Origin of the sequence: Mycolicibacterium komossense (genome assembly GCF_025822605.1) — a bacterium.
In the GTDB taxonomy this organism is placed as follows: domain Bacteria; phylum Actinomycetota; class Actinomycetes; order Mycobacteriales; family Mycobacteriaceae; genus Mycobacterium; species Mycobacterium komossense.
This window is the reverse complement of record NZ_JACKTY010000029.1, coordinates 290,722-315,340: the sequence shown is the minus strand read 5'-3', so window position 1 is coordinate 315,340 and position 24,619 is coordinate 290,722. Positions and strand designations below refer to the sequence as shown.

The following is a 24,619-nucleotide window of genomic DNA, read 5'->3' as shown; positions in this document are numbered from 1 at the left end:
AACCGGTATCCCAGCAAGCATGAATGCACCCGGTACCCCCGGCAACAGCGGTGTCCTCAGGAGAAGAAACGGAAAAATGTCCTCAGCCAAACTGTTCGGTGATGTCGTCCGCGACCGCCGCTCCCTGCGCAACTTCCTGCCGACCCCGGTACCAGAATCGTTGATCCGTGCGGTGACCGAGGACGCGCGTCATGCACCTTCAAACGCGAACATCCAGCCGTGGAACGTTCACATCGTCTCAGGCGCGACACGCGACGCGTTGAGTGAAGCCATGCTGTCGGCCGAAGCCGGCCAGCGCACCACCCCCGACTTTCCGTGGGGCTATGACGAATTGACCGGGGTCTATCGCGACCGGCAGACGGCGCAGGCCGCGGCGTACTTTCAGACCCTGGAAATTGCGCGCGATGCACATGACTTGCGGCAGCGGGCAATGCTGCGCAACCTCGAATTCTTCGGCGCCCCCCACGGCGCTCTGCTGTTCATGCCGACCCTGTACGACGGTGTCCGCGTCGCCGCCGATGTCGGCATGTACGCCCAGACGTTCCTACTCTCACTTACGGCGCACGGCCTTAGCGGAGTGCCGCAGACGATGTTGGGTTTCTACGCCGACACGATCCGCGATCTTCTCGGCATCCATCCGTCCCAAAAGATGTTGTTCGGGATCTCCTTCGGCTACCCGGATCTGGACGCCACCACCAACCGATACCGCACGGAGAAGGCGAGCGTCGACGAGACCGTCACCTTCCATTGGTGACGGCTCCGCGGTCGTCGTTCGGGTTGCGCCAGCACAGTCTGCTCGACGACATCCCACCCACGGGCCGGTTCAGAGTAAGGACGGCGCCGTACTCACACCGGTTCGGGCGCCGCCAGAGCACTAGTCGGAATCAGGACGAGCGACCGAAACCCAGTGGCCGTTAAGAGCGCTGGTCGCGATGGCGTCGGCCACCAGGGCCTGTTCGAGGCCGTCGTCAAAAGTCGGGTAGTCGGGCGCCAGCGGCGAAAGTCCCGCCTTGGCGAATCTGCTGCCCAGAGGACTTGGTACTCAGTGCCATTCGGCAATACGTCTGCGAAAGGCGCCGGCCCGCCGTGTCCCGAGCTCCGGAAGCGGTCGGCCCGCCTGCACGTGGTTCGAAGGGGACTAGGGTCCGTTGACATAGACGGCCAGGCACCCTGGGTGGTGCCGACACGCGATGATCGCGTTGGCGTCAGGCGCCGAGCCGCGAACTTTGCCGACCGGACCGGGCAGTGTGCAGCTACTTCCATAGGGATCGAGCACAGTGGCTCCGTTGTAGCAGCCGTCGGCCACCGTCGATACGTCGCTGGACGGGAAGCCCAGTGTGGGCGCGACGATGCAGGCGGCTGCGATGGCCACGGGTGTCATCCACCTCAGTAAGCGTCCGCACTGCATACACGTGGCAACTGATTCGATTCCCTATGTATTCCGGCGGCGGCGCGGCTGGCGTGACTCAGCCGTTGCGGGGTGATCCGTCGGGACTGGTCAGGGTCGTGGTGAGTCCGGTGAGTAGAAGATCGAGGCCTCGATCGAGTTCGGTGCCGCCGTCGTAAGAGGCGAATGCAGGTGCCACCGCGCGCAGTCGGGGGAATTCGCTCAGTGGCAACCGATGTAGGCCGAGTTGCAGAACGTGGTCGGTTTCCTCGGGCCGCTCGATGACTTGCTGGAGTTCGCCGAGGATGTGACCGTGCAGGTAGGCGAAGAGCACTCGGTAGATGTGCAGCGCATCGTCTCCGGTGAACCCAGCGGCGGCGAGCAGGGCGAGGATGTCTTCAAGGGGCCGCAGCGTGCCTGGTGGCCGCAGCCCGAGCGGGGTGGCCAACGGACGAATGACCAGCAGCGGCAACACATTTGGGTGTTCGAGGGCGAGCAGGCGGAAGTGGTGGGCGACGGTGCGCAATTGGCCGGCCCAATCGGGATCAGTGGTGTCCACTGCAAGCTGGCTCAGCACCAGTTCCGCGACACCGTCGAGCACCGCGGCCTTACTGGGGACGTGGCGGTAGAGCACCGTCGTATCGCGGTTCAGTGCGTCGCTGAGCTTGCGCATGGAGAGGGCTTCCACGCCGTCGCGGTCGACGATCGCCAGTGCGGTCTGCATGACGAGCGGGCGAGTGATCTGGCCGGGTGGCCCGGACGGCGAGGCCGGTTTCTTGCCGTGGGTGTTCGCGTCGGTTCGCTCTCGCGTCATCGCCGTACCCCTTTCCGGCATTGTGCGGCGCGCTCCACTCGCTCTGCCTCTCTCGCTGTGTGTCTACGGTGTTGACACACAGCGTAAACAGGCATCTACTTGACGTCTAGCCCCAGAAACTATGGCGCCGCGCATCGTCGGCAGCTGGTTAGTGGTCCCCGATCACCACGTTCTTCATGCTCAAAGAAATCAGGACTAGCTCATGATCGTGCTGGGAATCATCCTGCTCATCGCCGGATTCGTACTCAAAATCTCGATCCTGTGGACCATCGGAATCATCCTCGTCGTCATCGGCGCAGTGCTGTGGGTCTTGGGATCCATGGGCCGCGCCGTCGGCGGTCGAAGGCATTACTACTGAAGTGGCACTGCACAACTCGTCTCACCGGATTCGAACGAGAGCGAGATGATCCGGATAGTCACGCTGGTGGTGGTCGGACGGCTGATCGTTGGCGCAGGCGCTGCGTAGCAGTGCGGCTATTTCACCAACGCGACGAAGATGGTCCAACCCAGTTCTCGGCCGCGTCATTCAACAACCCTAAGGAGCCGAAATGGCTACCAGTACACTCATTTTGATCGCCATCATTGCCATCGCTGCCGTTGTTCTCATCGCGCTGATCGCCTGGGTGGGGCGCAACAAGCGCAACCAACATCGGCACGTCGTTGCCGACAAGATCAGAGATGCTGTCCGGGAGGAATCGCCCGAAGTCGGGCAGCAAGAAGCGCTCGCTGACGAGACCGCCGCCAGGGCACGAGCAGCGCAAGCCGAAGCCGACGTCAAAGCCGCGCAAGCCGCGGGCCTGCAACAGCAAGCCGCAATCCACCGCAACGAAGCCTCGACATCCCGAGACCACCTCGACAGTGAGTGGGCGCGTGCCGACACGATGGACCCGGCCACCCAGGCGTCCGGGGCTGATGACCGCACGGAAACCCCAGGACCGCTGACTGCTGCCAAGTAGGCACGGCACCACTGTCGGGCTTGCTCGCGCTCATCGAGAAGTCGGTGTCAGGTCCCGCAGGGCGGCGCCGTCAGCGCGGCGTGTGCAGCCGACACAGTCGGGTACAGGTGCAGCATGTCAGCCATTCCCGTGATCTCGATGGGGCGTCGAACCGCTCGGGTAGCCGCGATGACCGCGAGCCAGGTGGCGGTACCAGCGGCTCGGTGCGCGTCAGCAAGTACTTCTAGGCCTGCAGCCTAAAGAAATTCGACGTGTGTGAGGTCGACTGTCACCGCTCTCGGCCGGCCGCGAAGCGCTGTGTCGAGATACCCGTTCAAAGCTGGTGAGGTGACCATGTCAAGGACGCCTTGTACGCACACCTCCACAACGTGCTCTGTGTAGCGAATGCAGACGTAGTCACCGCGTGCAGGATCGGCTCCGTGACCTGAAGGTTCGAGGGCCCCTCGTGGACAGGCTCGAAGGGCGGCCGGCCGGACATGCGCAGCTGGGACTGCGCGGTGACTGGGCGGCGCTTTGGCGCTGAGCTGCGGTGAAGTCGTTCCTGGGCAACGACTTTCAGAATCCGCACGGTGCGATCGTGGTTTGTGCATGGAGACGGCCCCCTGAGCTTGGTCAGCATCAAGCCGCACCGGGGGCCGGGGTCGAGGGACCGGGGAACGCTGAAATTCAATCTACGCCCTTCTCGGGCTAACTGGCTGGCTTCCGTTTTTCTCGGTTACAGGCAGTTGCCCACACGGGATCGACGGCACGGCTCGACGATGCGCTTACCCGGGGCTGGAAGATCGACGAGTCGCCAAGCATCGCTTGGCTTTTGCGCGAGTCCGAGTACCTATCTCAGCGCTAAGGATGGAGGTTCCACTGGCCGCAATCTTGAGCGAGGACGTCGTTGACGTCGACTTCGATCCCACCGACCACCGGGCCCGGATTCGACGCGGTGCTCACCACGCGCTGATAGAGCACGGCGGCCGGGTGCACCTGGGTGCCCGACCAGGCTTTGGTTTGCCAGGCCCACCAGCGCCCAGGCGTGCTCGATCTCCCCAGAACGCCGTCGGCTCCGGCCCACTGGCACGGATTGATACCGGCGTAGATGCCGGTACGCTGCACTCCGATCACCGAGTTGATGCCGCGAAACCACTGCAGTGCGACGCGGTTCCACGTATCGCGGTCGATGTCCTCGTCGATGGTGAAGAAAATTGGTGCACTCTGGCCGCCGCCTGCGGCGGTATGCAACTGCCAGGCGGTACGAGCGTCGGCGACGCCTCCGGCATACCCGCGGGTGAAGTCCGACGGTGCGGTCCCGCCCGGCTTGCCGTACTGGAAGTTGCTGACGATCACCAGTCCGGCGGCGGTCAGTGACTGCGCGTAGGGCAGTGTGATCGGCTTGGCGCCGAAGGACGAGCCAGGGCGCGACGTCGAGACGTAGTTGATCACCCCGGCGTGGCCTGCGGCGCGGATATCCTCGGCCGGAATCTGACGCATAGCGAAGTCGATCAGGGTGGGGGCGGCGGCCGACGCCGCGGGCGCGCCGGCACCTGCTGCTGCGGCGCCCATCCCGGCCAGTGCCGACGCAGCTGCGACGTAGCGCAGTGCGTCGCGTCGGGTCACCTGACGCCATGGTCGCAGGCTGCTAGCCCCCGGCGAATCCTGCACGGGGCGATGTTAACAATGGGACTGCTGTTAACGGCGCAACGTCGCCTGGTCGTGTCCGGTTCGCGATCCAGGTGACGCGGAGCCGAAATGCGATTCCACGGCTTCACGTGGCTCAGGTGCTCAGATCGTTCCGCCCGGGAACATCGTCTTGACGGCCTGGGTGACGGTGTCGCGGGCGGCGGCGGCGTCATCGGCTTCCAAGGAGCTGATCGCCATCACGTATCGGTGTTCGGATCCGATGACGCCGGTGGACACGTGCAGCTGGTCGGCGCCGTTCCAGCAGCAGAACCAGCCCTGCTTGACCGCAACGGGTTCGGCGTAGAGCCCGTCGGGGATGCCGAACCGCTGCGGGTACCCGTCGGTTCCGGTCGGTGTGGATTGCGCGAGGTCGCCGATGATGACGTTGACCTGTTCCGGCGGCAGTCCGCCGGTGCCGGCCAACAGCATGTCGTAGTAGCGGACGAGATCGCTTGCAGTGCTTTGCGTGACGTCCCAGTGCCCGTTGGAGGGAGCGGTCGTGCCGGTCAATCCGTACCGAGCTACGACGCGCGCGATGATGGCGTCTTGTCCGCTGCGGTCCCAGAACATCTGAGCCGCGCTGTCATCGGAGGAGCGCAGCATGAGGTCGAGTGAGCTGCGGTCGGTATCGGAGAGTGCCGTCTTACCCTGCGACTCCTGTAGTAGCAGGTCGTCGGCGATGAACAGCTTGACCACAGACGCGATCGGGAAGGGCTGGCCGGCTCCATTGGAAACGATCTGGCCGGTGCTGCGGTCCAGCACTACGGCCTCGATGACGGCCCCGGACTCGGCCGCGTCGGCGGTGGCTTGCCGGAGGCGAGCGTCAAGTCCGTCCAGTGATGTCGCAGGCAGGGCGGGGCCGGCTTCGGGCAGCGCAGAAGACGGGGCAAGCGGGGTGGCGACGGATCCCTGCGGGTTGTTTTCAGTGGCCGGCGGCGTACCCCAGACCTGTGCCTCACAACCGGTTGCGAGCAGTGCTACACAGGCGATTGCCGTGCTTGCCGTCGCCCAGTTCGGCAGCCGCCGGCGCATAAGTCTCCTTCGGGCAGGTCCGGAACCATGGGAAGCGGGGACAGCGTTGCGCCCGCCGGTCGACCCAGCTTAATCGGCTGGGTAGGAGGAGAGGGGGGTGAACTGAGGCTCAGAATTTCATCCTGACAACGCCACCGCAGTCGTGTCGGGGAGCGAGTGCACGGACTATGTTCGCCCGCAACAGATTACGCTGCCACAGGCCGGATCAGCTGGATGCCCTTTCCTTGCTGTGGGTTGGCTGGGCCAGTTGACCATCCAGCCACCGCTGCACGCGGGGTGCCTCCATCGGGCCGCCGTGCCCGAGGTGCAAGGTGTGCGGTCCCAGATCCAGTGCCGCCTGCAGGCTGTCGAGCGCTTGCTGCGGGTCGTCGTGAAAGGGCGGATTGGAGGGGCGGTACTGCAGTAGCCCGAGAAAGCCGCCGGTGAGCATGTCGCCGGCGATCAGGTCGCCCTGGTCAAGCAGGACCGATACCGATCCCGGGGTGTGGCCGGGCGTGTGGATGATGCGGGCGTCGATGCCGTGCCCGTCCAGGCGGTACTCGCCGGTCAGCACACGATCGGGGTGCAGAGGTCGAGTCACTTCGTTCGGTGGAGGAGTCCGGCTGAAGACATGTCCGAAGACGCCAATCGGCTGGCGCTGGGCACGGTCGGAGTGTCCAGCCAGATAGGTTGGGAGGTCGGCGGCGTGCGCCGCGACCGGAGCGCCGGTGCGGGCCGCAAGCTCGGCGGCGGCACCGAAGTGATCGACGTGACCATGGGTGACGATGATCATCTCCAGATCCGTGGGGTCTACACCGGCGGCAGTGACGCCGTTCCAGATGCGATCGCCGCTACTGGGCATGCCGCAGTCGACGAGGATGGGACGGCGCCCGATCAGTAAGTAGGTGTTGACGAGGTGGTCGCCGAGGACCGGAATCTTGACGATCTTGGTTTTCATCGGCTGGCTTTCTGCAGGGTCGAATTGTGTGTGTGGCCGGCGGACCGAACACCGCTGCCCACCGCGATAGGGCGATCGTTCCAGCCGTCGTCGTCTACGACGTCAAACCATGTCGTTGGCGACTCGACTCGGTACATCAGCTGGTGAAGATGCGCAGGAAAACTCATCGGCGGTGCTTTGGCGGGATTCCGCTGTGCCTGTTCGGCGACGACTGCGGCAAGGGCGTAACCCAGATCGTGGCGGGGCCAGGCGGCGTGCACGCGATCGGCGAATCCTTTTGGCAGCAGCTGTTTGTGAGTGCCGACGATGTCGGTCCCGATACCCATTTGCGCCACGGCGGCGAGAGGGCCGAACCGGTGGGCCAGCCCGACGCTGGTGCGTAGTGCGATCGCCGTCCAGGCGATCTCGACCCGCGCCGCGTCGACGCCGTTCATCTGGAGAAAGCGTGCCGCCGCATCCGCGCCATCCACCTCGAACCGTTCGTCGGTGTTCGCGTACTCGGTGGCGCCGAGATCGTGCAAGACGCAGGTGAGGAAAAGCAACTCGTCGTCGCCGTCGTCGGGAGTCTGGTCGGCCGCCGATAACTCCCGCGCGAACAGATAGCTGCGGACCGCGTGGTTGTACACGAACTCGGGGCATACGTTGTTGGCCAGTTGACGAGCCGCGACCGCGACCGGGGAATCGGGTAATCCGAACCGCTCAGCGGAGGCGATGTCGGGGATGGTCATTGCGGGCCCTTCGTCAGTAGGTGGTGTTACTCAACTGTGCGGTCGCGTGGTCGATACAGATAGTGGCCAAATAGCCATATCTTGCTAGAATCTGGCCAGTGAAGGTCGCCGTGCTCGGATATGAGCAGATACTGGGATTCGAGCTGATGATTCCTGGGCAGGTGTTCGGGATGGCCAACTCGGCGTTGGCCGAGAACACTTCCGATGACCCGCGCTACGACGTTCGAATCTGTACCGCCGGCCAGGCTGTCGCCACCACACTCGCGTGGGGCGTCGTCGAGATCCGGACGCCGTTCGGGCTCGACGAGGCGGTGGACGCGGACGTCGTCATCGTGCCGGGGAAGCAAGACTTCCTGGTGCCACCCAACCAGGACGTGATCGACGTTCTGCGGGCGGCGTACAACGCAGGCGCCCGCATCGGATCCATCTGTGTTGGGGCTTTCACGCTAGCCGCAAGCGGCTTGCTGGACGGGAAAAGGGTTACGACGCACTGGCAGTGGGCCAGTGCGCTGGCGCGACGCTACCCCGACGTCGAGGTCGATGCCGACGCGATGTTCGTCGAAGACGGTCAGATTTTGACCTCCGCCGGCGTTGCGGCAGGCCTTGACCTGTGCCTGCATCTACTTCGGCAGGACGCCGGCCCTGACCTGGCAAACCGGACCGCGCGCCGACTTGTGTTGCCGAGCTGGCGCGACGGCGGCCAAGCCCCGTACATCGAATCCGTACGGCCGGAGGATAATTCACTGCAGGCGATTATCGAGTGGATGGAGGAGAATGCGCTTGAACCGCTGAACCTCGGCAGCATCGCCAGACACGCCTCGATGAGTGTGCGCAGCCTCAACCGGCATTTTCAGGAACGTCTCGGTACGACACCGCTGCAGCTGCTGCTGCAGATTCGCATCGACCGTGCGCGCCGGTTGCTCGAGACAACCCGCCTACCGGTGGACAGGATCGCGGAGCAATCCGGATTCGCTTCGCCGGCCTCGTTTCGCTTTCACTTCGTGCGCAGCGTCGGCATTCCGCCGCACAAATACCGCACGGGTTATGTCGGCCGTCAATCATGACCGAAAGCCGGCGCGGCCGGCCGCGGCACGGTGACGTCACCAGGTCTGGTCGGCGGCCCTGATCAGGACTTCGTTGATCGCGACGTGGCGAGGGCGGGTCACGACGTAGGTGATCGCGTCGGCGATATCGGCCGGTTGCAGCTTCTGCATCCCGGCGGTCTGCCGGTCGATAGCGGCCCGGGCGGCCGCGGGGAGCCCGTCGGTGATCTCGGTGGCGACGGTGCCGGGCTCGATGAGGCTGACCCGCACCCGCTTGTCGAGTACCTCCTGGCGCACCGATTCGGCGAAGGCGCCGACGCCGAATTTGGTCAGCGAGTAGACGGCCGCGTTCGGTCGGGCCACCCGTCCGGCGGTCGAGCTGATGTTGACGACATCGGCCACCCCGCGGGGCGAATCCGCGGCGGCGGCGATCAGATGCGGCAGGCTGGCTCGAGTGATGTAGAGAAGTCCCGCGACATTGACGGCGAGCATCTGGTCCCAGTCGTCAGGGGACGCCTGTGCGGCGGGTCCGACCCGCATCAGGCCGGCGTTGTTCACCACGATGTCGAGCCGGCCGAGTGCGCCCGCCACCTGCTCGACGGCGGCGGCCGCGGCGGCCGAATCGGTGATGTCGGCCTCGATCACCAGGGCAGATCCGCCGGCCGCGGAGATGCGGGTCGCCAGTTCGGTGAGTCGGTCGCGCCTGCGGGCCAGGACGGCCACCGTGGCACCCTCGGCCGCCAAGGCCAGCGCGGTGGCCTCACCGATACCGCTGCTCGCCCCCGTGACAAGGGCCGTCGCGCCCTCGAGTCGCTGTGTCATGGGACATCATGAGCACACCATCGCCCCGCTGGTCTATCGAACGTATGTTCTATAAACTGATCGAATGGGCTGGGGTAACGGACCGCCGACGTGGGCCGAGATGGAGCGGGTGCTCAACAGCAAACCGCGCCGCGCCGGCATGCCCTTGGGTGAGCCGACGGTCGACGGCGGGGACAGCCCGGCCTGGTCTGGTAAGCGGACGGCCTATGAACAACCACAGCGCCCCCGGCGGCTGCAGCGCTCGGCGGCCCCGTACGCCGAATTGCACACCCACTCGGCGTACAGCTTCCTCGACGGGGCAAGCACGCCGGAGGAACTCGTCGAGGAGGCGCAGCGCCTGGACCTGCGTGCCATCGCGTTGACCGACCATGACGGTCTCTACGGTGTGGTCCGCTTCGCCGAAGCTGCAAGGGAACTCGACATCCGTACCGTCTTCGGTGCAGAGCTGTCGCTGGGCAATGTCGCGCGCACCGAAGAGCCCGATCCGCCGGGGCCGCATCTGCTGGTGCTGGCTCGCGGTCCCGAAGGGTATCGACGGCTGTCGCGTCAGCTGGCTGCCGCCCACCTGGCCGGCGGGGAGAAAGGTAAACCGCGCTATGACTTCGACGCACTCACCGAAGCTGCGGGTGGGCACTGGCATATCTTGACCGGATGCCGCAAAGGGCATGTACGTCAAGCACTTACGACGGGAGGTCCAGAGGCCGCCGAGGCGGCGCTGGCCGATCTGGTGGACCGGTTCGGCGCCGACCGGGTCAGTGTCGAGCTCACCACCCACGGTCACCCGCTCGACGACGAACGCAATGCCGTGTTGGCCCAACTGGCGCCCCGGTTCGGGCTCGGGGTCGTCGCCACCACCGGCGCGCATTTCGCCGAACCGACGCGCGGTCGCCTTGCGATGGCGATGGGGGCGATCCGGGCCAGGCAGTCCCTCGACGAGGGGGCCGGCTGGCTGGCTCCGCTGGGCGGTGCCCACCTGCGCTCCGGTGACGAAATGGCCCGGTTGTTCGCCCACCGGCCCGAGGTCGTCAGGGCGGCCGCCGAATTGGGGGAGCAGTGCGCCTTCGGCCTCCAGCTCATCGCGCCCCAGCTGCCGCCATTCAAGGTTCCGCTCGGGCACACCGAGGACAGTTGGCTACGCGAGCTGGCCATGGCCGGCGCCGCACGCCGGTACGGCCCCCGCGATGCCGCGCCGAAGGCCTATGCGCAGATCGAGCGGGAACTGGCCGTCATCGCGCAGTTGAAGTTCCCCGGTTACTTCCTGGTGGTCCACGACATCACCCAGTTCTGCCGGGATAGCAACATCCTCTGCCAGGGCAGGGGATCGGCGGCCAATTCGGCGGTCTGCTACGCGCTCGGCGTGACCCATGTCGACCCGGTGGCCAACGAGCTGCTCTTCGAACGGTTCCTCTCACCCGCCCGGGACGGCCCCCCAGATATCGATATCGACATCGAGTCGGATCTACGTGAGCAGGCCATCCAATACGTCTACGAGCGTTACGGGCGTGACTATGCCGCACAGGTGGCCAACGTGATCACGTATCGGGGCCGCAGCTCGGTCCGCGATATGGCTCGCGCCCTTGGCTTTTCGCAGGGCCAGCAGGATGCCTGGAGTAAACAGATCAGCCGCTGGAACGGACTGGCCGATTCGCCTGACGTCGACGGCATCCCCGAGCCGGTGATCGACCTGGCGATGCAGATCAAGAACCTGCCGCGGCATATGGGCATCCATTCGGGCGGCATGGTCATCTGTGACCGGCCGATCGCCGACGTGTGTCCGGTGGAATGGGCGCGGATGGAGAACCGCAGCGTCCTGCAGTGGGACAAAGATGATTGTGCGGCAATCGGTTTGGTGAAGTTCGATATGCTCGGACTCGGTATGCTCTCGGCACTGCATTACGCCATCGATCTGCTGGCCGAGCACAACGGGATCGAGGTGGACCTGGCCGCCCTCGACCTGTCCGAGCCTGCGGTCTACGAGATGCTGCAGCGCGCCGATTCCGTCGGGGTGTTTCAGGTCGAGTCACGGGCGCAGATGTCCACCCTGCCGCGGCTCAAGCCGCGGGTGTTCTACGACCTGGTGGTCGAGGTGGCGCTGATCCGTCCGGGGCCGATCCAAGGCGGGTCGGTGCACCCCTACATCAGTAGGCGCAACGGTCATGAACCGGTGGTTTACGACCACCCGTCGATGAAGCCGGCTCTACGAAAAACGCTGGGTGTGCCACTGTTTCAGGAGCAATTGATGCAGCTCGCGGTCGACTGCGCGGGTTTCTCCGCGTCGGAGGCCGATCAGCTGCGTCGGGCGATGGGCTCCAAACGCTCCACCGAGAAGATGCGCCGGCTGCGGGACCGGTTCTACGACGGTATGCGGGAATCGCACGGCATCACCGGCGAGGTCGCCGACCGCATCTACGAGAAGTTGGCGGCGTTCGCCAATTTCGGTTTCCCGGAAAGCCACTCGCTGTCTTTCGCGTCGCTGGTGTTCTATTCGTCGTGGCTGAAGTTGCACCACCCGGCTGCATTCTGCGCGGCGCTGCTACGTGCTCAACCGATGGGCTTCTACTCGCCACAGTCACTGGTTGCGGATGCCCGCCGCCACGGGGTGGTGGTGCACGGCCCCGACGCCAACGCCAGCCTGGCCCACGCCACGCTCGAGAACGAGGGCACCGAGGTGCGCCTCGGGTTGGGGGAGGTCCGCACTATCGGCACCGAGCTCGCGCAGAAGATTGTCGACGAACGAAAAGCGCACGGCCCGTTCACTTCCCTGCTGAATCTTACCGGGCGCGTGCAGCTCAGCGTGCCGCAGGCCGAGGCGCTGGCCACCGCGGGCGCACTGGGGTGCTTCGGAATCACCCGTCGCGAAGCGCTGTGGGCAGCCGGTGCGGCCGCCACCGAACGTCCTGACCGGCTGCCCGGGGTGGGCACGTCGTCACACACCCCATCGCTGCCGGGGATGAGTGAGGTAGAACTCGCGGCCGCCGACGTGTGGGCTACGGGCGTCTCACCCGACAGTTTTCCGACACAGTTCCTGCGGGCAGACCTCGATGCGTTGGGGGTGGTGCCCGCCGAGAAGCTGCTGTCCGTGCCCGACGGCACGCGAATCCTGGTGGCCGGCGCAGTGACCCATCGACAGCGTCCGGCGACCGCGCAGGGGGTGACTTTCCTTGGCCTCGAAGACGAGACCGGTTTGGTGAACATCTTGTGCTCACCCGGGGTCTGGGGTCGGCACCGCAAGTTGGCGCAGACCGCGTCGGCGCTGGTGATCCGTGGCATCGTGCAGAACGCCACCGGCGCGGTCACCGTGATCGCCGACCGGATGAGCCCGATCAATATGAAGGTGAGGTCGCGCTCCCGCGATTTCCGATGACGTCGAGCCGGCCTACACCGGCGTGGTCCACACCTTGTCGATGGTGATCTTGAGCCGTGTGCTGTAGCTGCCCATCGTCTCGGTCAGGCCGAACTTGTCCGACAGCGCGCCGAACTTCGCCCAGTAGGGCTCGTCATCACGGCAATCGACTCCGGTGGCGTCCACCGTGGCGGTCCCGCCGATCACGATGACACCGCCCCCGCTGCCGTCGGAATCCAGGTTCAGACTCACCTGCGGGTGCCGGCCGATGTGGACGACCTTCGCGGCGCCGGGCATCGAATAGATGAACACCTCCGAGCCGTCGAAGTAGAACCAGATCAACTTCGGCACGGGCTGGCCGGATTTCGCCACCGTGGTCAGCCAGCCGTACTGGGCGTCGGTCAGTCGGCTGGAAACTTCTTGTGTCAGTTCGGCAGTCATGTGCCCGAATGTAGTCTCCAAAGATGGCCCTCAACCTCAGCGTCGACGAAGTCCTGACCACCACCCGTTCCGTGCGCAAGCGTCTCGACTTCGAGAAGCCGGTACCCCGCGAGCTGATCACGGAATGCCTCGAACTGGCACTGCAGGCGCCAACCGGATCCAACGCGCAGGGCTGGCAGTGGGTGTTCATCGAGGACGCGGAGAAGAAGAAAGCCATCCGCGATATCTATCTCGCGAACGCTACCGAATACCTCGACATGCCCAAGCCCGAATACGCCGAAGGCGACACCCGCGGCGAGCGAATGGGAGCCGTCACCGACTCCGCGAAATACCTCGCCGAGCACATGCACGAGGCTCCCGTGCTCCTGGTGCCGTGCCTGGAAGGCAGCGTCAAGCTGGCCAATGCGATGAGCGCGGGATTCTGGGGATCGCTGTTACCTGCCGTCTGGAGTTTCAACTTGGCGCTACGGTCACGTGGCCTCGGGTCCTGCTGGACCACGCTGCACCTCGGCAACGGCGGCGAGCAGAAGGTCGCCGAGCTCCTCGGCATCCCGTACGACAACTACCGCCAGGCCGGGCTCTTCCCGATCGCCTACACCAAGGGCACCGATTTCAAGCTCGCCAAGCGACTGCCCGCCGACCAGGTCACCCACTGGGACACCTGGTAGCGCCGGCCCTCACACTCCGCCGGCGAATCCGTTTTGGCGCCACGCCTCATAAACGACGACCGCCGCGGCGTTCGACAGGTTCAGCGAGCGCCGGCCGGCGAGCATCGGGATGCGCAACCGCTCGGTGATATGGGGATCAGCCAGGGTTTCGGCGTCCAGTCCGGTCGGCTCAGGACCGAACATCAACACATCGCCGGATTGGTAGCCGATATCGGTGAACGGGGTACTGGCGTGCGCGGTGAATGCGAACACCCGCTGCGGCGCCAAGGCCTCCCACGCGGCGGCCAGCGACGAATGGACCGTCACCGACGCCAGATCGTGGTAGTCCAGTCCGGCCCGTCGCAATTTGGGCTCAGACAGGTCAAAGCCGAGCGGTTCGACCAGATGCAACTCTGCGCCGGTGGCGGCGACCATCCGGATGGCATTGCCCGTGTTGGGTGCGATTCGTGGTGAGTAGAACATCAGGCGGAACATGCACCGATGATGTCAGCACCGGCGGTCAGACTTTGCTAACGGTCGGCTGACGGGCCTGTCCGCAGGATCAGGAGATCTATCTGTTCAGTAACAACTGTGGAACCCCTCGTCAGGGACTGTCATACTGCTCGGATTGCCAGGCGAATTGCGCCCGGCCGTATCGTCGACGGGTCACATGAGCAGGAAGTCTTATGAACGAGACGACAACACAAACTAGCAGCGCAGCATTCTGGTCCAGGGCAGCCACACCAGGCCTGGCCCTGTGACTTTGTTCGATAAGCAGCCGGCGTCCGACAACTCGCCGGCGTTCGATCCACCCGCGGGTTTTGACCAGCCCACGGGTACGGCTGCGCCGGCGGTTCAGAACTATCCGGCGTCCGCGCCGGTGAAGCGCCCGCGGCGGTTGTCGGTGGCCAACTGGCCGGTCCGCTGGAAAGTCATCGCGATCGCCCTGGTGCCGCTGCTGCTGGCCGCGACTTTCGGCGGCGTTCGCATCTACAGCAGCATTGGCTATGCCCGCACACTCAGTGTCGCCGCGGACCGCGCCAAACTGATCCCCGATATCAACGACTACCTTGCGGCGCTGGAGAATGCGCTGGTCACCGATGCTTCCGGCGGCGACAGCGCGAAAGCTGTCGCCGATTACACCGCCCGCAAGAGCGAGCTGCAGCAGCGCCTGGACAACACCGACCCGCAGTCAGATGTGCGACTGGCCGTGACGACGCTGCTCAACTACGGCACCGATCTGATGGACAAGGTCGACCAGAAACAGGTCGACCTACTGCAACAGGTGACCATTTTCGCGCCGTTGTTGCTGACCGCAGAGACCGCGATCACCGGCTCCGTGCGTGTCGACGACGAGACGCTGCGGCTGCAGGCTGAAGGCCTGTCCCGGGCGGTCGGGGCCCGCGGCCAGATGGCCATGCAACGCATGCTCGTCGAACGCGGTGGTGACCTGCCCGAGGCCGCTCTGCGGTTGCGGATGATCGGCCTGGCCGGGACCGAGCCGTCGACGGTGACCGGAATGAGCCAGCTGCTCGGCGGGGCGTCGGAAAAAGCCGCCACGTTGCGCTCGGAGTTGGTGCAGCGGCAGGCGGTCCTGTCCGATCCCACCGCACAACTGGTGGGCAACCCGCAGCTGCTGGCGTCGATCCAGACCACTGATCAGATCGCCCAGGACCTGATCGGCAGTACCACCTCGTCGATCACCAGCACGGTCGATGCCGAGGCGGCTCATCAGCGCAACAACGCCATCCGCGACGCCATCGCCATCCTCGCCGCCTTCCTGATCGTGTTGGTCATCGTCTTCGTGATCTCCCGGTCACTGGTCCGGCCGTTGCGCAGGCTGCGCGACGGCGCATTGAAGATCGCGCACCAGGACCTGGCTTCGGAGATCGAGCGCGTCAAGGCCGGCGACGAACGTGAACCGGACCCGCTGCCCATCCACACCACCGAAGAAATCGGTCAGGTGGCCCATGCGGTCGACGAACTGCATACCCAGGCGTTGCTACTCGCCGGCGACGAGGCGCGGCTGCGGGTAATGGTCAACGACATGTTCGAGACGATGTCGCGGCGCAACAAATCCCTTGTGGACCAACAACTCTCGCTCATCGACCGGCTGGAGAAAAACGAGGAGGACCCGGACCGTCTCGACAGCCTCTTCCGCCTCGACCACCTCGCCACCCGGATGCGGCGAAACGGGGCGAACCTGCTGGTGCTGGCGGGGGCGCGGGTTTCCCGCGAACAGGCCGACGCGGTGCCCCTGGCGTCACTGATCAACGCCGCGTCCTCCGAGGTCGAGGATTACCAGCGGGTCGAGATGGGTGCGGTGCCCGACGCGGCCCTGATCGGATCCGCCGCCGGGGACGCCGTCCATCTGCTGGCCGAACTGATCGACAACGCGCTGCGATATTCGCCGCCCACCGAGCAGGTCAGGGTGACGGCGGTGCACACCAGCGACGGCGGCATGCTCATCGATATCGACGACGCCGGACTCGGGATGACCGAGGCCGATCTGCGGATCGCCAATATGCGGCTCAATGCCGGCGGAGAGGTCAGCCCCGACAACACCAGGCACATGGGTCTGTTCGTGGTCGGGAGGCTGGCACGTCAGCACAACATGTATGTCCGGTTGCTCGCTCCGGCCAGCGGCTCGGGCACCACTGCGCAGCTCTATGTGCCGCCGGTGCTGTGGGAGGGTGCGACGACGTCTGCCCCAGCACCCGAGTTTGTCGAGTCCACCGAGGCCGAACCTGTCGAAACCGAACCTGTCGCCGAGGCACCCATCTCGCTGTTCGAGGAGGTGCGGCCCGAGGTTGCGGCGCGGGAGGAAGACGCACCTGCCGCAGTCCCGGAGGCGTCGGTGACGATGCTGCCGCGCCGCAGTCCCGGCTCCAGCGGTATCACCGGCCTGCCGGCCGAGAGCCCGTTCCAGGAGCCGGACCGACCGGCCAAGCGACCGCTGCCCGTGCCGTGGTGGATGGACGCAGACGAGGCCGCCGAGGAGTCGCCAGCCGACGAGACCCCGGCGGCACCCGAAGCGCCGGCACCGGTCAACACCTCCGGATTCTTCGCGTCGCGCCGACGCGCACGTCGGGAGGCCGCCGAGGAGAAGGCCGCCGGCGCGCAGGCCGTCTCCGCACCGACGCAGCCGCAGCACTCAGAGCCTGAGCCTGAGCCGCAACCGCAGCCGGTCTACGAGCCCGACGAGCTCGTCGACACAATCTCGATCGATATCAGCGATATGAACCGCCTGGCCGCAGAAATGTCGGCACCCCACTCGACCAGTTCCGGGCCGGACTGGATCTACCAGAACATGGTCAACGAGTGGCTGGTCGACCCCGATGAGATCGACGCCCAGCCGCAGGAATGGAAATCGGTGTGGGACAACGGTTGGGCGGCCGCCGAAGACGCGCAGAACAAAGCCGTCGTATCGCACACCGAGCAGGGGCTGCCGGTGCGGGATCCAGGGGCTCGGCTCATCCCCGGTGGAACAGCTAACGTCGCAGCTGGCGACACCCGCTCGGAACGGCCCGACAAGGAGAGCGGAGTAGCATCGAACGGCGGTGTCCACCCCGGCTCAGACCTGTCGGAGACGGCGGAACCTGAGGCTCCCGAACGCGACCCCGACGCGATCCGCGCCTCGATCAGCAACCACTTCGGGGGTGTGCGCGCGGGACGGTCGCACGCACGGAACACAACTCAAGGACTCGATCACGAATGAGCGCGCCAGGTTCGTCGCAGGAGAATCCGCATGCTTGGCTGGTGTCGAAGTTCGCGCGCGACATCCCCGGTGTTGCGCACGCCGTACTCGTATCGGTGGACGGCCTGCTGATAGCGGCCAGTGAACACCTGCCGCCCGAGCGGGCGGACCAACTCGCTGCCGTGACGTCCGGACTTGCCAGCCTCTCCGCAGGTGCCGCACAGCTTTTCGACGGGGGCCGCGTGTTGCAATCGGTCGTGGAAATGGATCACGGCTATGTCCTGATCATGCAGGTCGGCGATGGCTCGCAGCTGGCGACACTGGCGTCGAAGTCGTGCGATATCGGGCAGGTTGGCTACGAGATGGCCCTGCTGGTCGAACGGGTCAGTGGCGTCGTGCAGTCGACCAGGCGCCGCGCCGCCTCCACGTCGTAACCCGCCATGGACAGACCAGAACGTCCGGCACCCGGCCATGAGGCGAACCTGGTCCGACCGTATACATTGACCGCCGGGCGGACCGGCACCAGCGTCGACCTACCGCTTGAGGCCCCGATACAGACACTGCAGTCCGGTCTGTTTCACCAGTGGCCGCCCAACGACCTGCGAGGCAAGATCATCCAGCTGTGCATCAAGAGTCCGTCTGTGGCGGAGATCTCGGCCCGGCTGGATGTTCCCCTCGGAGTGGCCCGTGTCCTCGTCGGCGATCTGGTCACGTCGGGTTACCTTCAAGTGCAGGCAACATTGACCGAGAACTCCACCCACGACGAACGACGCGAACTCATAGGAAGGACACTCCGTGGCCTACGCGCACTCTGAGAGACGTGATGCCGCGTCGACCAAGATTGTCATCGCGGGCGGGTTCGGTGCCGGAAAGACCACCTTCGTCGGCGCGGTGTCGGAGATCATGCCGCTGCGTACCGAAGCGATGGTCACCAATGCGTCCGCAGGCGTCGACGGACTCGACGCCACCCCGGCGAAGTCGACCACCACGGTCGCGATGGATTTCGGGCGCATCACTCTTGACGAAGACCTGGTGCTGTACCTGTTCGGTACCCCGGGGCAACGTCGGTTCTGGTTCATGTGGGATGACCTTGTGCACGGCGCCATCGGTGCGATCGTTCTGGTCGACACCCGCCGCCTACAGGACAGCTTCGCGGCGGTCGACTTCTTCGAGGACCGCAAGATCCCGTTCGTCGTCGCGGTCAACGAGTTCGACGACGCGCAGCGGTTCCCCGCCGACGAGGTGCGCAAGGCACTCACCCTGGCCGATCATGTGCCGGTGATCGCCGTCGACGCGCGCGATCGCAACTCGGCGAAGCAGGCGCTGATCGCGGTGAGCGAGTATGCGCTGGAGACCCTGTCTGCTGCAGGCTGATCGCCGGTGGACAACTGGGTTGACCAGGAGTTCGTCGCGCGCGAATTCCACGACGAAGATTTCAGCGGCCTGCATACCGAGCGCGTCGTGTTCGACGGCTGCGATTTCAGCGGGGTCAACTTCTCCGAGTCGGTGCACCTCGGCAGCGCGTTCCGGAACTGCAATTTCGAGCGGGCCACGCTGTGGCACAGCACTTTCCGCAACTGCAGCATGATGGGCTCGGTCTTCACCAACAGCCGGATGCGGCCGGCGAAGTTCGACGAGGTGGACTTCACCCTGGCGGTCCTCGGCGGCGCCGATCTGCGCGCGCTGGACCTGTCCGGTTGCCGGTTGCGAGAGGCGTCGCTGGTCGAGGCCGACCTGCGCAAGGCAATACTGCGCGGCGCCGACCTCGCGGGCGCGCGCACGGTCGGGACCCGGCTCGAGGAAGCAGACCTACGCGGGGCGCGGGTGGACCCGTCGCTGTGGGTGAGCGCGAAGCTGCGCGGCGCGCGGATCGACATCTCGCAGGGGTTGGCGTTCGCGGCCGCACACGGGCTCGACGTCCACGGGGAGTGAGTGGTTTGGGCGTGTTCGCTCGCGCTGACCGCAAGCGAGCACGCCGAAATCCCTAACCGCGGGGGAGTCGGATCTTCCAGCGCACGAAACCGGTGTAGAAGATGCAGAGCGCTACCAATATGCCCATGTCGATCAGCCAGGCAGACGACGTGTGCTTCCAGTGCGGATCATCGGGCAGCAGCGGCGGCGGTACCAGTCGAGTCAGGTCGACCGTTGACGCGGAGCTGGCGAAGCCCCAGCGCGCCGGTGTCACCCACGACAACTGGTCGAGCACCACCCGGCCCGTCACCGGGATCAGGCCGCCGGAGAACACCAGCTGCGACATGATCGCGACGACGAGTAGCGGCATGATCTGCTCGGCGGACTTGGCCAGCGCCGAGAGCGCGAGTCCGGTCATGGCCGCTGCCACACACGTTGCGGCGATGTCGATGAACAACTCGAGGGTTCGGCTGCTCAGGAAAGCTCCGTGGTCGACGGCGCCATCACCCCAGCCCTTGCCTACGACGGTGATGGTGGTGACGATCAGCGATTGGACGATGGCGAAGGCAGTGAACACCGCGATCTTGGCGAGCAGGTAGGCCGTAGTCGAGAGTCCGACGGCCTGTTCCCGCAGGAAGATCGTCTTTTCGCCGATCAACGCTCGGATGGTCAGCGCCGTGCCCATGAAAATGGCGCCGACGTTGAGCATCACCAGGATCTGACCCGGTTCGTTGGGTGCGGCACCGCCTTGGATCGCCGGAATCGGCAGACCGAATCCGACGCTGGCGCCGTCCTTGCCGCCGCCGGGGACCGACAACGACAGCACGCCCATGATGAACGGCAGGAACAGCAGGAACGCCGAATAGCCCCGGTCGGACACGATAAGCCTGACCTGGCGGCGGGCGATCGTGAAGAGCTGCCGCTTGAGGCTGGTCTTGGCGGGTTTACCCAGGTCTACGGCCTGTTTGGACGGCGGCTCGGGTGGGATCGGTGGGGCGGTGGCCAGGTAGCGGCGACTGGCCTCGTCGGGGTCGCCGGCCACCGTGCTGAAGATGTCGGCCCAGTTGGTGGTGCCCAGCCGCGGCCCGATCTGACTGGGCGGTCCGTAGAACGCGGTCTTGCCGCCCGGCGCGAGCAGCAACACCTGATCGCACACGTCGAGGTAGGTCAGGGAGTGGGTCACCACCAGCACGACGCGTCCGGCGTCAGCCAGCTGCCGCAGCATCGTCATGACCTGGCGATCCAGCGCGGGGTCGAGACCCGAGGTGGGCTCGTCGAGGATCAGCAGCGAAGGACCGGTCAGCAGTTCCAGGGCCACTGATGCGCGTTTGCGCTGGCCGCCGGAGAGCTTGTCCACCCGGGTGTCGAGATGCTTGGTCATCTCGAGTTCTTCGAGAACCTGCATGACGACCTGTTCGCGGTCGGCCTTGGTGGTATCCGGCGGCAGGCGCAGTTCGGCGGCGTACATCAACGCCTGCCGGACGGTGAGCTGGCCGTGCACCACATCGTCCTGCGGCACCATGCCGATCCTGGACCGCAGCGAGGCGTACTCGGCGTGTACGTCGTGGCCTTCGAACGTGATGGTGCCGCTGGTGGGATGGGTCAGACCGGCGACCTGGCGGGCAAATGTCGACTTGCCCGCACCGGACGGCCCGATGACGGCGGTCAAGGTGCCGGGCCGCGCGTCGATCGAGATGTTGTCCAGCAGCGTCTTGTTGCCCTCGATGGTCCAGGTCAAGCTGCGGACCTCGAGGCCACCGGTGCGGGTGGCGACATCGGACTCATTGCGGCGGGCCAGCGTCCCGCCGGTGAAGATGAGGTCGATGTTGCCGATCGTGACGACGTCGCCGTCTTTGAGGATCGCCGAGTCGACGCGGGAACCGTTGACGAAGGTGCCGTTGATGCTGCGGTTGTCGAGGATCTCCGTGCCACCCGGCGACGGGATCAACGTGGCGTGATGGCGCGACGCCAGCACGTCGGGGATGACGATGTCATTGTCGGTGGCGCGACCGATCTTGGTCGATCCCACCGGCGCGTCGGGTGCCCGGCCCGGCCGCAGGATCTTGAGCATGCTGGTCGCCAGGTTGCCGTCGCCGCCGGATTTCTGGGCGGCCGGGATGGCCATCGGACCCATCTGGGTGGGCATGTTGCCCGTGGCCGGGGGCTGTTTCGGAGGCGGCGGGATCGGCTGCGACGTGCTGGGCGGATAGCCGGGCGACGGCCGCGTCGACGTCGGGTAGGTCGGTGGATGGGCGGTCGGCGGGTAGGTGTTCTGCGGTCGAGGCGTCGGCGGCGGAGTCGTGTGCTGACCTTGAATCGACGCCGGATTCCATGAACCGCCGGCCGTGGGGTAGACGGGCTGCTGCGTCGACGGATACCCGGTGCGCCCCGCGACGGGCACCGACGCGGTTGGCGGGGGCCGGCCGATGTTGCCGCTGTGATGGCCCAGGTCGAAGTCGATCTGCGGGCCGTCGGGGTTACCGATGTTGATGACCGTGCCGTCGGTGATATCGACGGCGGACACCCGTCGGTTGTTGACGAACATCCCGTTCAGCGAGCCGTTGTCGATCGCCATCCAACGGCCCTGATCGAAGCGCAACACCAGGTGGGCGCGGGAAATCAGGGGGTGGGCGATACGGACGTCGGCGCGCAGATCGCGTCCGACGACGACATCGTGGCCTGCTGCGAAAGTGCGCTGAGACCCCTCGTACCGAACGGTCAACGCGGGTGCGGCTGGTCGGCTCATCGAATGCAACTCTAACGGTAGTGGGCCGCCGGGTGCGCCCAGCCGTCGCGCGTTTTGGCTGCGATTAATTAGTCAGGTGCGCCGGTCAGCACGCAATGGGTGTGGCTGTAGATCGTCATCATGCAGTCATTGGTGTGGGTACATACCGACGTCACGGTGTGTGCGTCGCCGTCCGCCCGGATCCGGTTGAGCAGGTCCGGTTCGGCCAGTAATGCGCGTCCCATGGCGACGAAGTCGAATCCTTCGGCCATCGCCAGATCCATCGATTCGCGCTTGGTGATACCGCCCAGCAGGATCAGCGGCATCGTCAGCTCGGCGCGGAACAACCGGGCATCGTCGAGCAGGTACGTGTCGTGGTACGGGTATTCGCGCATGATGCCGGCCATCGCTTTTGGCAGTAGGGCCGGGACGTCCTTGCCCGGCGCGCCGCCGCGGAACATGTACATCGGGTTGACCAGCGAGCTGCCCGCGGTGAGCTCGATCGCGTCGAGCCCGCCGTCCTCCTGCAGCCAGGTGGCGGTCTGCAGCGACTCCTCGACGGTGATGCCGCCGTCGATGCCGTCTGCCATGTTGAGTTTGGCGGTCACGGCGACGCGGCCGCCGCCATGATCGTCGACCACCCGGCGCACGGCCTGCACGACGCTGCGCGCCACCCTGGCGCGGTTGGTCAGCGAGCCGCCGAACTCGTCATCGCGGCGATTGAGCAGCGGGCTGAGGAACGCGCTGCAGAAATAGTTGTGCCCCAGGTGGATCTCCACCGCGTCGAACCCGGAGTCGATGGCGTACCGCGCCGCGGTGGCGTGGGCTTCGATCACGTCGGCGATATCGTCCGCTGTGGCCGCCCGAAAGTTCTTGTGCGTCATCGGAGCGAGTGCCTCGGTGCCGTTGGAGCGGGCGTCGGCGACCGGGCCGGCGTGCGCGATCTGGGCGCTGATGGCTGCCCCTTCGGCGTGGATCGCGTCAGTCAGGCGCCGCAACCCGGGGACCGCCTCCGGTCGCATCCAGATCACCTTGCGTTGTGTGCGGCCGCCCGGGGAGACGGCGAGGTAGGCGACGGTGGTCATCCCGAGCCCGCCGGCGGCGGGTCGACGGTGATAGTTGATCAGGTCGTCGGTGACCAGCGACTCGGGCGTGGCCGCCTCGAAGGTGGCGGCTTTGATGATCCGATTGCGCAGGGTCAGCGGCCCGAGACGGGCCGGACTGAACACATCTGGAGGGCTGTTCATTCGCGCAGCCCAACACGCCGCCCCGACGGGTGTCAATGGCGGTGGCGACGAGCGCTTGCGCGCAGAGCGGACGGGCGATGACAGAATGTCCGACGTGGGTGCAATCACGCTGGACGGCAAGGCCACGCGCGACGAGATTTTCGTCGATCTCAAGGAGCGGGTCGCTGCGCTGACCGCACAGGGGCGCACGCCGGGACTGGGCACGATCCTCGTCGGCGACGACCCCGGCTCGCAGGCCTACGTGCGCGGTAAGCACGCCGACTGCGCCAAGGTCGGGATCAACTCGATCCGCCGCGATCTGCCCGCCGATATCAGTGCGGCCGCCCTCGATGAGACCATCGACGAGCTCAACGCCAACCCCGAGTGCACCGGCTACATCGTGCAGCTGCCGCTGCCGCGCCACCTCGACGAGAACGCCGCCCTGGAACGCGTCGACCCTGACAAGGACGCCGACGGCCTGCACCCCACCAACCTCGGCAGGCTGGTGCTCGGCAAGACGGCTCCGCTGCCGTGTACGCCGCGGGGCATCGTGCACCTGCTCCGGCGCTACGAGGTCGAGATCGCCGGCGCGCACGTCGTGGTGATCGGACGCGGCGTCACCGTCGGACGCCCACTGGGACTGCTGCTCACCCGGCGCTCGGAGAATGCCACGGTCACGTTGTGCCACACCGGGACTCGTGATCTGCCCGCGCTGACCAGAGAGGCCGACATCATCGTCGCGGCCGTCGGGGTGCCGCACATGGTGACCGCCGACATGGTCCGGCCCGGTGCCGCGGTCGTCGACGTCGGTGTCAGCCGGGTCGACGGCAAGCTGACCGGTGACGTGCACCCGGGAGTGTGGGACGTCGCCGGGCACGTCTCGCCGAACCCGGGTGGCGTCGGGCCGCTGACCCGGGCGTTTCTGCTCACGAATGTGGTCGAACGGGTGGAAAGCGGCCTGTGAACGTGCCGTCCGCGGTGCGCGCGCAGTGGCCCATCCTGGTGGTGGGACTGGTCTTCGTGATCGCATTCGTGTTGGTGGCGGCCAGTTTCTGGCGGCGGGGTTCGCTGCTCATCGGGATCGGTGTCGGGGTCGCAGCGGTGCTGCGGCTGGTGCTGTCCGACGACAGGGCAGGCCTACTCGCGGTTCGGAGTCGCGGCGTCGATTTCATGACGACCGCCACGGTGGGCGCGGTGGTCATCTACACCGCCTGGACCATCGATCCGCTGGGAACTAGCTAG

Annotated in this window: 24 protein-coding genes; 13 read left to right on the top strand and 11 right to left on the bottom strand. The window is 65.9% G+C overall.

Annotation, left to right across the window (positions count from 1 at the left end; genetic code table 11):
* Positions 1-76 precede the first annotated feature (76 nt).
* The gene (locus tag H7J73_RS14935; RefSeq protein WP_264068234.1) at positions 77-754 is read left to right on the top strand and encodes a nitroreductase; all 678 of its coding nucleotides are present in this window, start codon (positions 77-79) and stop codon (positions 752-754) included.
* Between the two features lie 384 nt (positions 755-1,138).
* Here H7J73_RS14935 and H7J73_RS14930 read toward each other — a convergent pair whose 3' ends face one another.
* Entirely contained in the window at positions 1,139-1,381 is a 243-nt protein-coding gene (locus tag H7J73_RS14930) for a hypothetical protein (RefSeq protein WP_435405498.1), read from the bottom strand.
* Between the two features lie 85 nt (positions 1,382-1,466).
* Complete coding sequence (locus H7J73_RS14925) at positions 1,467-2,201, bottom strand: TetR/AcrR family transcriptional regulator (RefSeq protein ID WP_264068232.1); 735 nt, start codon at positions 2,199-2,201, stop codon at positions 1,467-1,469.
* A gap of 202 nt (positions 2,202-2,403) precedes the next feature.
* Here H7J73_RS14925 and H7J73_RS14920 point away from each other — a divergent pair, with 202 nt between their 5' ends.
* Both H7J73_RS14920 and H7J73_RS14915 read left to right on the top strand, forming a co-directional pair.
* On the top strand, positions 2,404-2,559 hold the full coding sequence (locus tag H7J73_RS14920) for a DUF6131 family protein (protein ID WP_264068231.1): 156 nt from the start codon (positions 2,404-2,406) through the stop codon (positions 2,557-2,559).
* 190 nt (positions 2,560-2,749) lie between these two features.
* A complete protein-coding gene (locus tag H7J73_RS14915; RefSeq protein WP_264068230.1) occupies positions 2,750-3,157 on the top strand; it encodes a hypothetical protein in 408 nt (135 codons plus the stop codon).
* Positions 3,158-3,997: 840 nt separating this feature from the next.
* On the opposite strand, the gene H7J73_RS14910 is transcribed toward H7J73_RS14915, so the two are convergent.
* The 4 genes from H7J73_RS14910 to H7J73_RS14895 all read right to left on the bottom strand — a co-directional run bounded on the left by H7J73_RS14910 (position 3,998) and on the right by H7J73_RS14895 (position 7,522).
* Positions 3,998-4,807 carry a DUF1906 domain-containing protein gene (locus tag H7J73_RS14910; protein WP_264068229.1) on the bottom strand — a complete coding sequence of 270 codons (810 nt, stop codon included), beginning with the start codon at positions 4,805-4,807 and terminating at the stop codon, positions 3,998-4,000.
* 120 nt (positions 4,808-4,927) lie between these two features.
* Complete coding sequence (locus H7J73_RS14905; RefSeq protein ID WP_264068228.1) at positions 4,928-5,857, bottom strand: serine hydrolase; 930 nt, start codon at positions 5,855-5,857, stop codon at positions 4,928-4,930.
* 205 nt (positions 5,858-6,062) lie between these two features.
* Entirely contained in the window at positions 6,063-6,794 is a 732-nt protein-coding gene (locus H7J73_RS14900) for an MBL fold metallo-hydrolase (RefSeq protein ID WP_264068227.1), read from the bottom strand.
* Positions 6,791-7,522 (bottom strand): HD domain-containing protein, encoded by a 732-nt coding sequence (locus H7J73_RS14895; protein ID WP_264068226.1) that lies wholly within the window; start codon positions 7,520-7,522, stop codon positions 6,791-6,793. Before H7J73_RS14895 ends, H7J73_RS14900 begins: the two co-directional genes overlap by 4 nt.
* A gap of 98 nt (positions 7,523-7,620) precedes the next feature.
* Here H7J73_RS14895 and H7J73_RS33700 point away from each other — a divergent pair, with 98 nt between their 5' ends.
* Complete coding sequence (locus H7J73_RS33700) at positions 7,621-8,586, top strand: GlxA family transcriptional regulator (protein WP_264068225.1); 966 nt, start codon at positions 7,621-7,623, stop codon at positions 8,584-8,586.
* 36 nt (positions 8,587-8,622) lie between these two features.
* Here the strand turns inward: H7J73_RS33700 and H7J73_RS14885 are convergent, their stop codons facing one another.
* A complete protein-coding gene (locus tag H7J73_RS14885; protein WP_264068224.1) occupies positions 8,623-9,387 on the bottom strand; it encodes an SDR family NAD(P)-dependent oxidoreductase in 765 nt (254 codons plus the stop codon).
* Positions 9,388-9,451: 64 nt separating this feature from the next.
* On the opposite strand from H7J73_RS14885, the gene H7J73_RS14880 reads away from it, so the two are divergent.
* On the top strand, positions 9,452-12,751 hold the full coding sequence (locus H7J73_RS14880; protein ID WP_264068223.1) for an error-prone DNA polymerase: 3,300 nt from the start codon (positions 9,452-9,454) through the stop codon (positions 12,749-12,751).
* Between the two features lie 12 nt (positions 12,752-12,763).
* Here H7J73_RS14880 and H7J73_RS14875 read toward each other — a convergent pair whose 3' ends face one another.
* Positions 12,764-13,171 (bottom strand): TIGR03667 family PPOX class F420-dependent oxidoreductase, encoded by a 408-nt coding sequence (locus tag H7J73_RS14875; protein WP_264068222.1) that lies wholly within the window; start codon positions 13,169-13,171, stop codon positions 12,764-12,766.
* 23 nt (positions 13,172-13,194) lie between these two features.
* Here H7J73_RS14875 and H7J73_RS14870 point away from each other — a divergent pair, with 23 nt between their 5' ends.
* Positions 13,195-13,839, top strand: coding sequence for a nitroreductase family protein (locus H7J73_RS14870; protein WP_264068221.1), 645 nt, complete (start codon positions 13,195-13,197; stop codon positions 13,837-13,839).
* 9 nt (positions 13,840-13,848) lie between these two features.
* Here the strand turns inward: H7J73_RS14870 and H7J73_RS14865 are convergent, their stop codons facing one another.
* Positions 13,849-14,313 (bottom strand): tRNA (cytidine(34)-2'-O)-methyltransferase, encoded by a 465-nt coding sequence (locus H7J73_RS14865; protein ID WP_264068220.1) that lies wholly within the window; start codon positions 14,311-14,313, stop codon positions 13,849-13,851.
* Positions 14,314-14,575: 262 nt separating this feature from the next.
* Between H7J73_RS14865 and H7J73_RS14860 the strand changes: the two genes are divergently transcribed.
* From H7J73_RS14860 to H7J73_RS14840, 5 genes are read left to right on the top strand one after another with little or no spacing between them, the layout of a single operon-like run.
* Positions 14,576-17,536 (top strand): sensor histidine kinase, encoded by a 2,961-nt coding sequence (locus tag H7J73_RS14860; protein ID WP_264068219.1) that lies wholly within the window; start codon positions 14,576-14,578, stop codon positions 17,534-17,536.
* Positions 17,533-17,949, top strand: coding sequence for a roadblock/LC7 domain-containing protein (locus H7J73_RS14855; protein ID WP_264068218.1), 417 nt, complete (start codon positions 17,533-17,535; stop codon positions 17,947-17,949). The genes H7J73_RS14860 and H7J73_RS14855 overlap by 4 nt, the downstream gene beginning before the upstream one ends.
* Before the next feature lie 6 nt (positions 17,950-17,955).
* Positions 17,956-18,330 carry a DUF742 domain-containing protein gene (locus H7J73_RS14850; RefSeq protein WP_264068217.1) on the top strand — a complete coding sequence of 125 codons (375 nt, stop codon included), beginning with the start codon at positions 17,956-17,958 and terminating at the stop codon, positions 18,328-18,330.
* Positions 18,311-18,889 carry a GTP-binding protein gene (locus H7J73_RS14845; RefSeq protein WP_264068216.1) on the top strand — a complete coding sequence of 193 codons (579 nt, stop codon included), beginning with the start codon at positions 18,311-18,313 and terminating at the stop codon, positions 18,887-18,889. Before H7J73_RS14850 ends, H7J73_RS14845 begins: the two co-directional genes overlap by 20 nt.
* A gap of 6 nt (positions 18,890-18,895) precedes the next feature.
* Positions 18,896-19,447 (top strand): pentapeptide repeat-containing protein, encoded by a 552-nt coding sequence (locus tag H7J73_RS14840; protein ID WP_264068215.1) that lies wholly within the window; start codon positions 18,896-18,898, stop codon positions 19,445-19,447.
* A 52-nt stretch (positions 19,448-19,499) separates the two neighbouring features.
* Here H7J73_RS14840 and H7J73_RS14835 read toward each other — a convergent pair whose 3' ends face one another.
* A complete protein-coding gene (locus H7J73_RS14835; protein WP_264068214.1) occupies positions 19,500-22,172 on the bottom strand; it encodes an FHA domain-containing protein in 2,673 nt (890 codons plus the stop codon).
* A 68-nt stretch (positions 22,173-22,240) separates the two neighbouring features.
* Positions 22,241-23,398, bottom strand: coding sequence for an NADH:flavin oxidoreductase (locus H7J73_RS14830; RefSeq protein WP_264068213.1), 1,158 nt, complete (start codon positions 23,396-23,398; stop codon positions 22,241-22,243).
* 94 nt (positions 23,399-23,492) lie between these two features.
* Here H7J73_RS14830 and H7J73_RS14825 point away from each other — a divergent pair, with 94 nt between their 5' ends.
* Together H7J73_RS14825 and H7J73_RS14820 are read left to right on the top strand one after the other, a co-directional pair.
* Complete coding sequence (locus H7J73_RS14825) at positions 23,493-24,341, top strand: bifunctional methylenetetrahydrofolate dehydrogenase/methenyltetrahydrofolate cyclohydrolase (protein WP_264068212.1); 849 nt, start codon at positions 23,493-23,495, stop codon at positions 24,339-24,341.
* On the top strand, positions 24,338-24,619 hold the full coding sequence (locus H7J73_RS14820) for a DUF3017 domain-containing protein (RefSeq protein ID WP_264068211.1): 282 nt from the start codon (positions 24,338-24,340) through the stop codon (positions 24,617-24,619). The genes H7J73_RS14825 and H7J73_RS14820 overlap by 4 nt, the downstream gene beginning before the upstream one ends.

Excerpts from the sequence above, each read along its gene's own strand:
- H7J73_RS14935 (WP_264068234.1), top strand. The coding sequence starts at position 77 with ATGTCCTCAGCCAAACTGTTCGGTGATGTCGTCCGCGACCGCCGCTCC.
- H7J73_RS14930 (WP_435405498.1), bottom strand. The coding sequence starts at position 1,381 with ATGACACCCGTGGCCATCGCAGCCGCCTGCATCGTCGCGCCCACACTG.
- H7J73_RS14925 (WP_264068232.1), bottom strand. The coding sequence starts at position 2,201 with ATGACGCGAGAGCGAACCGACGCGAACACCCACGGCAAGAAACCGGCC.
- H7J73_RS14920 (WP_264068231.1), top strand. The coding sequence starts at position 2,404 with ATGATCGTGCTGGGAATCATCCTGCTCATCGCCGGATTCGTACTCAAA.
- H7J73_RS14915 (WP_264068230.1), top strand. The coding sequence starts at position 2,750 with ATGGCTACCAGTACACTCATTTTGATCGCCATCATTGCCATCGCTGCC.
- H7J73_RS14905 (WP_264068228.1), bottom strand. The coding sequence starts at position 5,857 with ATGCGCCGGCGGCTGCCGAACTGGGCGACGGCAAGCACGGCAATCGCC.
- H7J73_RS14900 (WP_264068227.1), bottom strand. The coding sequence starts at position 6,794 with ATGAAAACCAAGATCGTCAAGATTCCGGTCCTCGGCGACCACCTCGTC.
- H7J73_RS14895 (WP_264068226.1), bottom strand. The coding sequence starts at position 7,522 with ATGACCATCCCCGACATCGCCTCCGCTGAGCGGTTCGGATTACCCGAT.
- H7J73_RS14885 (WP_264068224.1), bottom strand. The coding sequence starts at position 9,387 with ATGACACAGCGACTCGAGGGCGCGACGGCCCTTGTCACGGGGGCGAGC.
- H7J73_RS14880 (WP_264068223.1), top strand. The coding sequence starts at position 9,452 with ATGGGCTGGGGTAACGGACCGCCGACGTGGGCCGAGATGGAGCGGGTG.
- H7J73_RS14875 (WP_264068222.1), bottom strand. The coding sequence starts at position 13,171 with ATGACTGCCGAACTGACACAAGAAGTTTCCAGCCGACTGACCGACGCC.
- H7J73_RS14870 (WP_264068221.1), top strand. The coding sequence starts at position 13,195 with ATGGCCCTCAACCTCAGCGTCGACGAAGTCCTGACCACCACCCGTTCC.
- H7J73_RS14865 (WP_264068220.1), bottom strand. The coding sequence starts at position 14,313 with ATGTTCCGCCTGATGTTCTACTCACCACGAATCGCACCCAACACGGGC.
- H7J73_RS14855 (WP_264068218.1), top strand. The coding sequence starts at position 17,533 with ATGAGCGCGCCAGGTTCGTCGCAGGAGAATCCGCATGCTTGGCTGGTG.
- H7J73_RS14850 (WP_264068217.1), top strand. The coding sequence starts at position 17,956 with ATGGACAGACCAGAACGTCCGGCACCCGGCCATGAGGCGAACCTGGTC.
- H7J73_RS14835 (WP_264068214.1), bottom strand. The coding sequence starts at position 22,172 with ATGAGCCGACCAGCCGCACCCGCGTTGACCGTTCGGTACGAGGGGTCT.
- H7J73_RS14830 (WP_264068213.1), bottom strand. The coding sequence starts at position 23,398 with ATGAACAGCCCTCCAGATGTGTTCAGTCCGGCCCGTCTCGGGCCGCTG.